This window comes from Ruminococcus albus 7 = DSM 20455, from assembly GCF_000179635.2.
GTDB classification, from domain to species: domain Bacteria; phylum Bacillota; class Clostridia; order Oscillospirales; family Ruminococcaceae; genus Hominimerdicola; species Hominimerdicola alba.
In genome coordinates, this window is the sequence record NC_014833.1 from 3,083,616 (window position 1) to 3,096,867 (window position 13,252).

9 protein-coding genes are annotated in these 13,252 nt (G+C 45.9%); 1 reads left to right on the top strand and 8 read right to left on the bottom strand.

Annotation, left to right across the window (positions count from 1 at the left end):
• Positions 1–66: 66 nt before the first annotated feature.
• A complete protein-coding gene (locus RUMAL_RS13945) occupies positions 67–942 on the bottom strand; it encodes an IS1595 family transposase (RefSeq protein ID WP_013483548.1) in 876 nt (291 codons plus the stop codon).
• 477 nt (positions 943–1,419) lie between these two features.
• On the opposite strand from RUMAL_RS13945, the gene RUMAL_RS13950 reads away from it, so the two are divergent.
• Positions 1,420–4,356 carry a fibronectin type III domain-containing protein gene (locus RUMAL_RS13950; protein WP_013499328.1) on the top strand — a complete coding sequence of 979 codons (2,937 nt, stop codon included), beginning with the start codon at positions 1,420–1,422 and terminating at the stop codon, positions 4,354–4,356.
• Positions 4,357–4,502: 146 nt separating this feature from the next.
• Here the strand turns inward: RUMAL_RS13950 and RUMAL_RS13955 are convergent, their stop codons facing one another.
• The 7 genes from RUMAL_RS13955 to RUMAL_RS13985 all read right to left on the bottom strand — a co-directional run bounded on the left by RUMAL_RS13955 (position 4,503) and on the right by RUMAL_RS13985 (position 13,158).
• Entirely contained in the window at positions 4,503–5,780 is a 1,278-nt protein-coding gene (locus RUMAL_RS13955) for a leucine-rich repeat domain-containing protein (protein ID WP_013499329.1), read from the bottom strand.
• A 286-nt stretch (positions 5,781–6,066) separates the two neighbouring features.
• Positions 6,067–7,857: a peptidoglycan DD-metalloendopeptidase family protein gene (locus tag RUMAL_RS13960; RefSeq protein WP_013499330.1), complete on the bottom strand. Its 1,791-nt coding sequence runs from the start codon at positions 7,855–7,857 to the stop codon at positions 6,067–6,069.
• A gap of 127 nt (positions 7,858–7,984) precedes the next feature.
• Entirely contained in the window at positions 7,985–9,571 is a 1,587-nt protein-coding gene (locus RUMAL_RS13965; protein ID WP_013499331.1) for a murein hydrolase activator EnvC family protein, read from the bottom strand.
• Positions 9,572–9,755: 184 nt separating this feature from the next.
• A complete protein-coding gene (ftsX, locus tag RUMAL_RS13970; RefSeq protein ID WP_013499332.1) occupies positions 9,756–10,661 on the bottom strand; it encodes a permease-like cell division protein FtsX in 906 nt (301 codons plus the stop codon).
• A complete protein-coding gene (gene ftsE, locus RUMAL_RS13975) occupies positions 10,651–11,340 on the bottom strand; it encodes a cell division ATP-binding protein FtsE (protein ID WP_013499333.1) in 690 nt (229 codons plus the stop codon). Before ftsE ends, ftsX begins: the two co-directional genes overlap by 11 nt.
• 55 nt (positions 11,341–11,395) lie before the next feature.
• Positions 11,396–12,481 carry a PucR family transcriptional regulator gene (locus RUMAL_RS13980; protein ID WP_013499334.1) on the bottom strand — a complete coding sequence of 362 codons (1,086 nt, stop codon included), beginning with the start codon at positions 12,479–12,481 and terminating at the stop codon, positions 11,396–11,398.
• A gap of 404 nt (positions 12,482–12,885) precedes the next feature.
• The gene (locus RUMAL_RS13985) at positions 12,886–13,158 is read right to left on the bottom strand and encodes an HPr family phosphocarrier protein (protein ID WP_013499335.1); all 273 of its coding nucleotides are present in this window, start codon (positions 13,156–13,158) and stop codon (positions 12,886–12,888) included.
• Positions 13,159–13,252 lie beyond the last annotated feature (94 nt).

The following is a 13,252-nucleotide window of genomic DNA, read 5'->3' on the forward strand; positions in this document are numbered from 1 at the left end:
TCTTAAATAATCCTTAACTTCTATAAAAAATAATATGGTTATCCCTTTAACACACCACAAGTAAGATCACTGCACCAAAGCAGCCAAAAGCCTTAAATACGCACTGTTTCCCAGCTTACGACGGTTGAATTTGTAGCAGTATTCGGCAGCATATAACGCTGTGTGGATCTTTTCGTTTCCGTGGTAAGTTCCCATGATCATTGCTTTGAAGTTTGATATAACTTTATGCATCCAGTTCAGCTGACCGCTTGTCGGATCATATGTTTCAAAAACATGGAAGTATTTCTGTGCCAACGGTTTCTTGTAACTTCGAGCATTATCACTCTCGATCTTCGAGCCTGCGCGGATATTATCCCTGGCAAATCTACCAACAGTTATACCCTTTAAATTCGGCACATCGCTCATTTTAACGTACTCGGGATTTCCTGCTGCGTTCTTTGACAAAGCTACTATCATCTTGACTTTTTCAGTTCCTCTGCCACGCTTTTTACCGTGAGTCGGAGCACCGAGATACGTGTCATCAAGTTCAACGATCCCGTCAAGCAAATAGCGTTCTTCACGGCATTTCATAGCTTTTCTGATGCGATGAAGGATGTACCATGCAGTCTTGTAGGTCACCCCCAAAGACCTCATCAGCGTAACAGCAGAAACGCTGCATTTGTTGCTCATAATGAGGAATGCGGTGACTATCCACAGTCTGAGCGGAATATGTGTTCTGTGCATAAAAGTTCCGTTTGTGGCGGATATATCTGCTTTACAGAACTTGCATCGCAGCAGATGGCGTGACCTTATCCTGCGGTACTCAGAGCCACCGCAAAACGGGCAGGCAAAACCCTTTTCAAAGCGGATATCAAGCAGAAAATCCTTGCAAAAGCTTTCATCTGCGAACTTTGAGTATATCCCATCAAGTGTGATCTCAGGTTTCGGAAATCTTTTTGACATAGCGACAGCTCCCTTCGGTTTCTGTCACTATTATACTATATTTTCTGAGTTTTGAGGTCTGTTTATTTGGACAGCATTGTAAATTATCTGTGGTGTGTTAAAGGGATAACCATGAAAAATAATAACTCAAAATAATTCACATTTAGCGCTTCAGCCTCACGATTTTGCACATATGATTTTCAAAATATTTGATTTTTGTTACGATTTTAATTCGTTTTCAGCGATTTTTCGTCGAATTTTATGAACGCATTCTTAATTAACGCAAATATTTTGAATTATTTCTGCGGTTTATTAGTATATGCAATAATATTAAACTGCTTTTGCAAACATCCCGGCGCGCTGAAAATCGGGTCAAAAGCCCCATATCCATGTAAAAAATATTTAAAAATTTACCGAACATTCGCAATAATACTATGATAAAATTACAATATCTAAAGGTAAAATGTTATGACCAATTATGATCAAGGAGGTATATCTATGAATTTATTCAAGAAAACGCTTGCAGGTATAATGGCTGTATGCCTGACAGCGTCTGCTGTGCCTTTCGCAGACATGAGCATCAACACTGTAAAAGCGTCCGCTCAGGATATTTCATCGTCTATGGAATGGGGTACGCTCAGGATAGGCGGCGGCGGATTCGTATCGGGCATCGTTACGGGCAAGGACGTTATGTATGCGAGAACTGACGTAGGCGGAGCTTACAGGTATAACTATGATACCGAGTGCTGGGAGCAGCTCTTCGGCTTCATCAATGAGGCTGACCGCGGTCTGCTCAGCGTTGACGCTATGGCTGTCGATCCCACTGATGACGATACCGTTTACTTCCTCTGCGGCTGTGCTTACTTCTCCGCTGAAAAGACCGTTATCTTCAAGACCACCGACGGCGGCAAGACCTTCAAGGAGATCGACGTTACAAGCCTCATCAAGGTAATGGGCAACGGTGACGGCAGACAGTGCGGCGAGTCCATAGCTGTAGACCCCGATAACCCCAATATCATCTATGCAGGCGGCGACGTTACTTCCGATGCGAACTCCAAGTCCGCACTCATCAAGTCCACCGACGGCGGCAATACCTGGAAGCCCGTTATAGGCTATGATGATCTCGGTCTTTTTGATAAGACTACCAAGTGGCCTACATGGGGTAATGTCAATGCACGCTCCGTTACCGACGGCGCATACCAGACACAGAACGGTGTTGCAAATATCGCCATAATAGGCGGCAAGGTCTATGTCGGCACATCCAAGAAGGGTGTTGCGAATGTACACGTTGCTAACGTCAAGGATGATAAGTTCAGCGTACTCAGCGCAGACCTCCCCACTGATGTATTCCCCTCAAGGATAAATATCGACCCCAACGGCGATCTGCTGATAACCTATATCGCAGGTCTGGCATTCAACGGTGCAAGCGGCGGCGGCTACAAGTACTCCCCCAAGACAGGCAAGGTTTCTCAGATATTTGAATCGGGCTTCGGTCTTGGTTCTATATGGGCTGACCCCACAAACCCCGACCACCTCATCGCAGGCAGCTGCGGCAAGTGGCAGGCACAGCTGTGGCAGGAATGGACTGACCAGCACGGCGCTACATGGGGCGACCAGTACTTCCGTTCATTTGACGGCGGCAAGACCTGGCAGAACTTCTCCCCCGGACAGACCTACGGCTGGAACCAGCCTCTGGTATCCAACTACCTCCGGGACGGCGGCTATGACTGGATAGTTGATAAGGCTATACACTGGTCAGGTACCGTTGTTACCGATCCAAGGAACCACAACAGGATGTTCATAACCTCCGGTAACGGCGTGTTCGTATGCGATAATCTGTGGAGCACAGATCAGGATAATCTTCCTACCTTCACATTCCACCCCGACGGCATCGAGGAAGTTGTATCTCTCGACTTCGTAAGCACCCCCGACGGTCTTGACCTTTCGGCAATAGGTGACTATGACGGCTTCGTTCACGAGGAGGATGACAAGATAGGTCTTCAGTATCAGCCCAACATGGGTTCTACCTCTGCTATAGCTGTATGCCCCCAGAACACCGATGTATGGGCAAGAACAGCCGAAAACGGCAACAGCGGCGGCAGTGCATATTACACCCTCGACCGCGGCAAGACATGGACTGCCTTCACACCTGCCTGCACAGGCGGCAAGCTCTCCATAACCAAGCTGAAGAACGGTGCTTACAGGATCATAAATACAAGCACTAACGGTGCAGTAAGCTATAGCGATGACTTCGGCAAGACTTGGAACAAGTCAAGCGGCATCGATGCTTCAAAGACCGTGTATACCCTCGTTGACCCCAAGGATCCCTCGATAGTATATGGATCGGGTGTTAAGTACAATGATTACTGGGCATCTGATATGACCAAGACCGAGCCTACCCTTGACGAGTGCCACTACAGCTTCTACATAAGCACCGACTACGGCGCTACCTTCTCCGCAAAGACCGTTTGCAAATATGATATGTGCGACAGCACAGGCGATCCCGCTTATCTTGGCGACGGCTCAATAATAATCGCAGGCGGCTGGAACGGTATGTACAAGGTATCAGACAAGGGCTCAAAGATAGAAAAGCTGGATAATGTATACTATGCCAAGACAGTCGGCTACGGCTGCCCCGAAAAGACAGGCGGCATAAATACCCTCTTTATGTACGGCAGACCTTCCGCGTCCGACCCCGAGGGCATCTACCGTTCAACTGACGGCGGCGCAAGCTGGGATTGCATCAACACAGACCACCTCTACGGAGGCACAGGCAACGGCAACTATCTGGTTGGTGATATGGACGAATTCGGCAAGGTATATATGTCTACCGTCGGATGCGGAATAGTTTACGGAAAGATCTCAGGCAATACATCCAGCGGAGATATCAAGGCTCCCAAGATAACAGCAGATGCACAGGATAACAGCATAAAGCTCAGCTGGAACAAGGTATCGGGCGCAACTAACTATGCTGTGTACGGCTATCAGAACAATAAGTGGGCAAGGCTTGCTGTTACAGACGGCACTACTCACACTATCAAGAACCTGACACCCGACACAGATTACAAGGTTGCTGTCCTCGTTTATGCAAACGGCAAGTGGAACAATGATTACTCCAATGCTATCACCGTTACCACTAAGTCTGCATCCAATGATGGAACATACCCCACCAACATCAAGGTTAATTACAGCGAGAAGTTCCACCAGCTGCAGTTCGTATGGGACAAGGTACAGGGCGCTGACAAGTACGGCATCGCAGTATACCTTGCAGGCAAGTGGAGAATACAGACTTCCAACATTACTACAAACAGCTTTGTAACACCCAAAAACCTGACTCCCGGCATGACCTACAAGGTAGCTATCGCCGCAAGAGTAAACGGTACATGGGATACTGCAAACGCTATCAAGAACGCGGTAACAGTAACTGTTAAATAATGATACGCATATAGAACTATGTCCCGAAGCATTCAAGGTGCTTCGGGACTTTTCTTTTTTGCATAAAGAAATATGCCCCTCTGCAAAACGTGCAGAGGGGCAGAAATAAGATAGAATATATTCAAGCCTTTTATAGGCTACCGTTATTACCTTACTGTTACAGTAACAGCGTTCTTGACGGACTCATAAAGTGTCCATTCACCGTTGATCTTAGCACCGAGAGCGACCTGATAGGACTTGCCGGGTGTAAGATTCTTAGGAGTCATATATGAGAAAGTATTGCCGGAAAGCGTACCGCCCTGAACTCTCCACTTGCCAGCCAGCTTAACAGCTATAGCGTAGTTTGTAGCACCGCTTATCCTGTTCCAGCTGAATCTGATCTGATGATACTGGGAGTTGTACTCGATATTCGAGAACTTGGGGCTCACAGTAGGCTGAGGGTCGGGGGTGTAGTGGCTCTCATCGAATACCACGTTAGCATTGTTGAGGAATGTACAGCTGGGCTTTTCCAGGCTGTTCCACTTTGACTGACTTCCGTAGAAGGTTATTGTAGCAGAATTGTTTGTATCCAGGAAAGCAAATTCATGGATGTATGAAAGATCACCGGATACCTTCAGCTCTCTCAGGCTGGAGCAGTCACCAAGTGCCAGAGCCTCTATCCTTGTAACAGAGGGCAGATCAACAGATCTCAGGTTAGAGCACATATAGAATGTGTCATCGCAAAGCTCGGTAACACCTGCAGGGAATGTGACCGATGTTATAGCAGTGTTTCTGCTGAATGCACCGGGGCATACATACTTGACATTCGAGGGAACGGTAAAATCGCCCGAAGCCTTGCTTGCATCCAGAAGTGCGCCGTTTATTATAACGTATGTATTGCTGTTCTTCTGTGCGCTGAGCCATGGTGTAGAATCAAAACACTTCTCGTGTATCTTTACCAGCTTGCTTGGGAAGTTTACTGTATCAAGATTTGAGCAGTACTCAAATGCGTGCATCTCCAGAACTTCAAGACTGCTTGGCAGGGTCACAGAAGTAAGACTGCCGCAGAAGCCGAAAGAATAGTATCCTATAGTCTTTATAGACGAAGGGAATGTTATGCTAGTCAGGTTGCTGCAGAACTGGAAGCTGTTGCGTGCAACGGCTGTAACAGGCACACCGTTAACTGATGAGGGTATCACCAGTGATGATGCAGATGTATTGCCCGAAGAAAAACCGCTTACCTCAGCATGATCGGAATACTTATTGAATTTCAGTCCGTTATACTCAACGGTGGTGTAATTCATATCAGCGTCTTCATAAGCATATGCAGTTATTGCAGCAGGCTGAACAAAACTGTTCTGCACTGAAGGAGCAGCAGCAAATGTCAGCATAAGTGCAGCTGTCAGTGCTGTTACCTTTAACATTTTTCCACTAGTATTTTTCATATCATCTTTCCTCCCGATACGGATAACGTTTCTTTGAACATATCACACAACAGTTTTCATTTGATTTGATTAAATATGTTTCATCCGCATAAAAGCATTATAGCATATAATACGTAATTAATCTTTATGATTATATGAATGGGCAAGTAATTTTTTTATTTTTTTGTTTATTACACAATACATATTATTTTAAGGCTGTCCCTTAATCCCCCGTTTTTATGTATCATGCCCCATTAAAAAGAGCGGGAACCGTTCTTCCCGCTCTTAAATAGCAATTTACCTTGTTTCAGGCAGCATTCGGATCTTCTTCTGCTTTGGAGTTTTCTTCCTTTTTAGAACTTTCTGCCTTTTTATCCTCAGCCTTTGAACTCTCGTCATGCTTCTCTTCGGCCTTTACAGTTTCCGAGTCATTATCCTTCTTTCTCTCCGTAACGATTATCTCATCCTTGTCATCAACGATAGGTCTTCCCCTGGAGGGATCAATAGAAAGATCCACATAGTTTATGGGGTTGAGTATATATCCCTGATACCTTATCTCAAGGTGCAGGTGTTCGCCCGTAGAGTAACCCGTCGAACCCATAAGTCCGATGAGATCGCCCTGCCTTACCACATCTCCCGGCTCTACAAGTACCTTTGTCAGGTGACCGTAAAGCGTCAGGAAATCATTTCCGTGGTCTATTATTACGAAGTTTCCGTAACCGCCGCCGCAGCCGCAGGACTCGTACTTGCCGTAGTCATGTGTGCAGGTGGTGTTAGTCATTATAACAGTACCGGTTTCGCAGGAATGTATCTCGTAGCCGTGATTGCCGTTGATGTCTATACCCGTGTGATAGGTACCCCAACGCGCTCCGACACCGGAATTTATGGTATGATCCTGAGGAACAGGCCATGCGAAAGTATACGTCGGTTCACTTTCGGGTATCTCCTCACCGTTCTTCAAGCGCTCCTTGATGCTGTCATGGAGCTCTTTCAGCCTCTCGTTTGCAAGTTCCTCTGTTGCCGCAACCTCCTCATCGAAGGGCACCGCGCCTATGGTAGGTTTAAGTATAGTGCCAAGGCTCTCAGCCGTCTTTATCTTTTCAAGATTGAACTGTGCTTCCTGCTCCTTCAGCTTCTTCTGCTTTTCTCTCAGCAGATCCTTCGCCTGGGTGGAGGAATTGTATATCTCATCAAGCTTGGCTTTCTTCGCATCAAACAGTGCGTACTGCTTATCCAGCTCAGCCTGCTGATCATCCAGCGCTGCCTGCTTTACGCTGCAGGTCTCCTGCAAAGCGTACAGCTTGTCTATAATGTTGTCATCATGTTTAGCTACCCTTTTGATAAGCTCCATTCGCATGAGTATATCATAGAAGCTGTCAGATTCCAGCAGTACCGTGGTATAAGAATCCGCGCCCGAAAGATAAAGCGCTCTCATCCTCATTTTCAGACGTTCCACACCGTCCTCGATATTGCTGTTTATACGTTCAAGCTCGCGCCTGTTGCTGTTAACACGAAGTTCCAGCGCAGACATTGATCTGTTGAGTATATACAGTTCGTTGTCCAGCTCCTCGGTGCGTTTTCTGATGCTCTTGAGCATCTTTTCCTCTTCACGCAGAGCCGTGTCCGCATCGGATATCTCCACCTTCAGCGCCGACTTCTTGCCGATCATATACCTCAGATCCTCGGATATCCTGGTAATATCGCTTTTTCCGGCAGGTACATCTGTTACCGTCGTTGTGTCAGCCGCCGATGTATTATCTGTCGTGCCTGCATTCGGATCCGTCCAGGTCTGATTCGGGTCAGTCCACGTCTGATTCGGGTCAGTCCACCCGTAATCGCCGCTGTAGCCATAGTCACCGCTGTAGCCGTAGTCGCCGCTATAACCGTAGTCACCGCTGTATCCGTAATCGCCGCTATAGCCATAATCACCGCTGTAATCATAGTTGGTATATCCGCCGTAGTCATATCCGTAATCATAACCGTAGTCATAATCCGCCCTGACCCTTTCAGCATCTATACCGCTGCTTACCGCAGTAAACGTAATGCATACCGCCGCTGTCAGCGACAGTATCCTGATAAAGCCCTTTCGCTTGTTCATTTTACACTCCTTTTAGGCAAAAGAAGGTTTCTCACCACATAAAAATATCATATAAACAACAAAAACTCACACCCATCCCGACAGCAGTGTTACTGCCGTCGGGACAAGTGAAAGAAAGCAATAAATATTATACGTAGTTAGAGGGATCCACCTGACCCATATAACCGCCCATATCCACCTGTACCTCAAAATGAGTGTGAGGACCTGTGGAATGACCTGTTGAACCTACATAGCCAAGTACCTGTTCCTTTTCTACGCGCTGTCCCACAGATACGATGATGTTGTTTGCGTGGCCGTAAAGAGTCCACTTGCCGTCATCATGCTCGATTATGCAGTATCTGCCGTATCCGCCGCCGCAGCCGCAGGAATAGTTCTTGCCGTAATCGTGAGGACAATAGTTCTCTGCCCTGATAACGACACCTGCCTCAGCAGCGCATATCTCTGCATTGTATATCTGACCATCGTAGATATCTATACCCTTGTGGTTACCATAAAGTGAACCGGAATTACGCCATCCGAAACCGAATGATATATTGTAGTGACCGGGTACAGGCCATGTGAGATTGGATTTAGAGTTTGTGTAGCCGTAAGCTGCGTTCTTGCCCACCGTAGGTATCGGTGCAGGGGGAACGTACTCACTGCTGTCATTACCTGAGCTGCTGTTATCACCGTAACTGCTGTTGTCGGTATCATTTCCGCTGTTATCGGTATCGTTACCGCTGCTGTTCTGGTCATCATCGTTATTCACGATCTCAGCCGCCTTCTTAGCCTCTGCCTCCTGGCGCAGTCTTTCCTCTTCTTCCTTCTTCTTGCGTTCTTCCTCCTGACGAGCCTTCTCCTCGTCAGCCTTCTTCTTTTCAGCTGTCTTGATCGCCATACGTTCACTGTACAGCTGATCAAGTTCCTTCTCAAACTGAGCTCTCTCCTGCTCGATTATAGCAAGATTGTTCTCATAGATCTCCTTGTCGCCATTTTTCTGATCAATTATGATCTGACTCTCGTTAACAAGCTGAGCCAGCTTGTTTCTCTGACCTTCGTTAGCTTCTTTCTGAGTTTCAAGGTCAGCCTGCTTAACTTCCAGTTCAGCCTTCTGTGAATTGAGTTCAGCCACATCAGCCTCATACTTGTTCTTCAGGTCAACAAGACCGTCTATCATATCATCATCGTGCTCAGCAACTCTCTTGACCAGCTCCATCTTCATAAGCATATCATAAAAGTCCGAAGCACCGACGATTATATCCGAATATGTATTATTGCCGGCAACGTACATGGTCTTGAGCCTTACCTTGAAGTCATTCACACCCTGTACTATCTGCTCGTGCTGCTCTTCTACCTGGGTCTCCTTCTCAGCTATGGATGTTTCCAGCGCAGAGATCTCATCCTGTGTTGCAGCTATAGTTTCATTCAGTGCAAGTATGGTCTTCTGCACTGTTGCTACCTGTTCCTCGATAGCTTCCTTGTTTTCCTTCTCGGACTGTATATCGTCCTTGGTTTCAGCTATCTTCTTGTCAAGTTCTTCCTGCTTAGCTATAAGGTCAGCTATGTCCTGCTTTTTATCAGAGATGTCGTTCTGATTTTCCTTCAGCTCCTTGCTTACGGCATGGGCATTGTCAGCATTTATCATGCCTGCACCTGTGCCTGAAAAAGCCGATATACATATCATAACAGCAGCAGTACAAGCAACAACTTTCTTAAAGCCTGTCAGTCTGTTCATTTTGAATTCCTCCATGGTCACTGCAGCTCTGTCTTTATATTTTACCGCAGATTTTTACACAAAACGTCGATAACTAATTTTCTTTGGAATATTTTGGTATTCCTAAAGGAAAAGGCAGAAAACGATCGACCCCGTCCCCTGCCTGATTGTCAATTATGCAAGCGCTTTTTACACGCCTGCTTTATTACACTTTAAGGTGTTTGCCGGTGCTGATAGAAGTACCCACCGCGCCGATAACAGCGCCTGCTGCAAGATAAGATATACTTACGGGGACCAGCAGATCCTTGAAGGAGTAGAGCTTCTTCATACCCAGTATGACCCATATAGCTGAATCATCACTAAAAATATTATATACGCCTTCGTATGCGAACTTAGTCATCAGCAGCGCACCGATAGCTGCCAGAATACCTACTATCATACCCTCCACGAAGAAAGGTATCCTTATGAAGGAGTTTGTCGCACCGACGTACTTCATTATATTTATCTCCTTGCGTCTTGCAAAAACGCTTGCCCTTGTGGTGTTGGAGATAATTACCAGACTTACTACGACAAGTGCCGATACAACAGCCACAGCTATGATACTGAATATCCTTCTTATGCTTATGAGCACATCAGCGAAGGATGTAGGTGACTGTGTAGAATCAACGTAGTCAAGTGTTTCTATCTGAGCCGTAGTATCGCTCATTATCTCTATATCCTTGACTGTCAGTCTGAATGTATCGGGCAGAGGGTTCTCATCTGCATACTTGAAGAATGCACGTTCCTCCTCTGTCATGCTTTCGAGCATACCCTTCCAGGCTTCATCCTTGCTGTACAGCGAAATGCTGTTGATGTTCGGTATAGCCTTCAGGTGCTCCTCCAGCTCTTTCTCATTTTCCTTTGTGGCGTTATCGCTTATAACGACAACTACCTCACTTTTATCCTCAATGCCCGTGATTATCCTTGTAAGGTTTATCGCGGTAAGGCTTGCCAGACCAACCATAAGCAGGCTGACAAGGAGTATACAGAACGATGCAAAGGTCATCATCCTGTTTTTCCAAATACCCGTTACGCCCTGATGGACAAGATAACGGAAGCTGCTAGCCTTCATCCTGTGCACCTCCCACTACCTCGTCGAAATCAACAGATCCCTTGTTTATGTTGATTATACGTCCGCCGAAATAACGCACCAGATCATGCTCATGGGTAACCATTAGTATGGTAGTGCCGCATTCATTTATGCCCTTCAGCAGTTCGACTATCTCATAAGAAAGTGCAGGGTCGATATTACCCGTGGGCTCGTCTGCGATTATCAGCTGGGGGTCATTGACAAGTGCCCTTGCCAGTGCCACACGCTGCTGTTCACCGCCCGAAAGCTCGGTAGGATAACATTTAGCCTTGTCTGAAAGTCCCACAAGACTTATAACGTATGGGACTCTGCTCCTGATATACTTTGCGGGAGCGTCTATAACACGCAGCACGAATGCCACGTTCTCATATACCGTCATAGTAGGTATGAGCCTGAAATCCTGGAACACAACGCCGATAGTTCTTCTCAGCGCAGGAACCTTGCTTCTTCTCATCTTTTTCAGGTTGAAGCCGTTTACCAGGACTGTACCGCTGGTCGCATCTATTTCTTTAAGTACCAGCTTGATAAGGGTGGATTTACCCGCACCCGAGGGTCCGACCACGAAAGCGAAATCGCCGTCGTTGATCTTGAGATTAACTTTGTTTAGCGCGTCAACGCCACTTGAATTGTAAGTGACGGAAACGTCTTGAAACTCTACCAAAATTTTACACCGCCTTACAGTTTACGGACTTACGTCCGCGCCCATAAGCTTGTCCTTAGAATTTGACAGGATTAGCGGAGAGATACTTCTTCACCATCAGTGCTATCTTGAATATGATAGCGTGGTCAAATTCTCTCAGGTCAAGACCTGTGAGCTTCTTTATCTTTTCAAGTCTGTACACCAGAGTATTTCTGTGTACAAACAGTTTTCTCGATGTTTCGGACACGTTCAGGTTGTTCTCGAAGAACTTCTGTATAGTGAACAGTGTTTCGTGATCGAGAGAATCTATTGAGCCCTTCTTGAATACTTCCTTCAGGAAAGTCTCACACAGGGTAGTAGGCAGATGGTATATCAGCCTTGCGATACCCAGATCGTCATAGGAAACGATATTCTTGTCAGTATCAAACACCTTGCCGACTTCAAGAGATACCTGAGCTTCCTTGAAAGAACGCGCAAGATCCCTGACGCCCTCGATAACAGTACCGATGCCGACATTTACTCTTGTATAGAACTCACTTGACAGAGTATCAGAGATACTTCTTGCCAGCTTCTCCAGATCCTTTGTTTCAACGCCCGAAGCAACTTCCTTTACAAGTACTATATCGCTCTCGGTGATATTGAATACGAAGTCCTTGTTCTTGTCGGGGAACAGGTTCTGGATAACATCGTAAGCGGATACATCGTTGGATGATACTATCCTTATCAGCAGTACGACTCTTGATATATCCGAGCTGAAGTGGAGTTCTCTAGCCTTTACGTGTACATCACCCGGCAGTACGTTGTCGAGCACTACATTCTTGATGAAGTTGTTTCTGTCGTACTTCTCATCGTAGTACTGCTTGATGCTGGACAGAGTGATAGCCAGTATGCTGGCATACTTGGCAGCCACCTCATCTGTACCCTCAACGAATACAGCATAATCGGGCTTCATGTGAGCGCCGAAAGGCTTGTAGGTATAACCGTCACGTACAAAGATGTCATGGGAATCTCCCAGATCCAGCGAAACGAACTCATTGGTAGTGCCTACCTGTGCCAGTTCCGAGCAGGCGATTATGGTCGCAGTCTCGTCAATAACACCGATAACGCAGTCGATGGTGTCTCGCATCTGATGAACAACGCTTTGAAATAATCTGTTTGACATAATTTGATCCCCTCTACTTGCATTTTATTGTCTTGTTCTGTTTTGCATTTTTCGCAAAACATTCGCTTACAATAATTATAACAAAAAAAATAGGATTTTGCAAGTGGTTTATAGTAAAAAGTGTAGATTTCTCAAAAAAAACTTTTCACTTTATCCGAAATCGCCTGTCGGGGACTTCGATATGTTACAAATTGTAACATATTTTTCTCCTGAATGTGTGAATATATTGTAAAATTAAAAGGTTCATTGTGTATTTTCCACAAATTCAGCCAATGAAAATCTACGGCATCAATACTATTTTGTAACCATTGAACATTTTGTTGAAATGTTTTCCAAGCAGCGATATGATACAAAAAAAACAGACCATCACCACGGACAGTCTGTTATTTCTATTCTTATCCTTATTATCTTGCTTCCTCAGCAAAGCCGCTGTCAACCAGATCAACCAGACCCTTTACAGCCTCTTCCTCGTCAGCGCCGTCAGCAATTATCTTGATGGTAGTTCCGCCAACGATACCCAGTGAAAGAATACCAAGCAGGCTCTTAGCGTTTACTCTTCTGTCCTCTTTCTCGATCCAGATGGATGACTTGAACTCGTTAGCCTTCTGAATAAAGAAGGTAGCAGGACGAGCGTGCAGACCTACCTGATTCTGAACAACAACAGTATTCTGTAACATGATGCGATCTCTCCAATCCCAATAAGTTTATAAAACATTTTCACAGTCCTTATACGGAGCGGGGAGTTTTTCCTCCCTGTTCCATAATATATTA